The organism is Streptomyces sp. NRRL F-5755 (assembly GCF_001279365.1).
GTDB lineage: Bacteria > Actinomycetota > Actinomycetes > Streptomycetales > Streptomycetaceae > Streptomyces > Streptomyces rimosus.
The window spans coordinates 1-211 of the sequence record NZ_LGCW01000247.1; the positions used below are offsets into that span (position 1 = coordinate 1).

Here is a 211-nt window from a genome sequence, read left to right on the forward strand (position 1 = left end):
GTCAGGTAGAGAATACCGAGGCGTTCGGGTGAACTATGGTTAAGGAACTCGGCAAAATGCCCCCGTAACTTCGGGAGAAGGGGGGCCACGGCTGGTGATCGCCCTTGCGGTGTGAGCTGGTGGTGGCCGCAGAGACCAGCGAGAAGCGACTGTTTACTAAAAACACAGGTCCGTGCGAAGCCGTAAGGCGATGTATACGGACTGACGCCTG

Annotated in this window: 1 rRNA gene; it reads left to right on the top strand. The window is 57.8% G+C overall.

Annotated elements, in window-relative coordinates:
• A 23S ribosomal RNA gene (locus tag ADK86_RS19510) occupies positions 1-211 on the top strand; the annotation flags it as partial.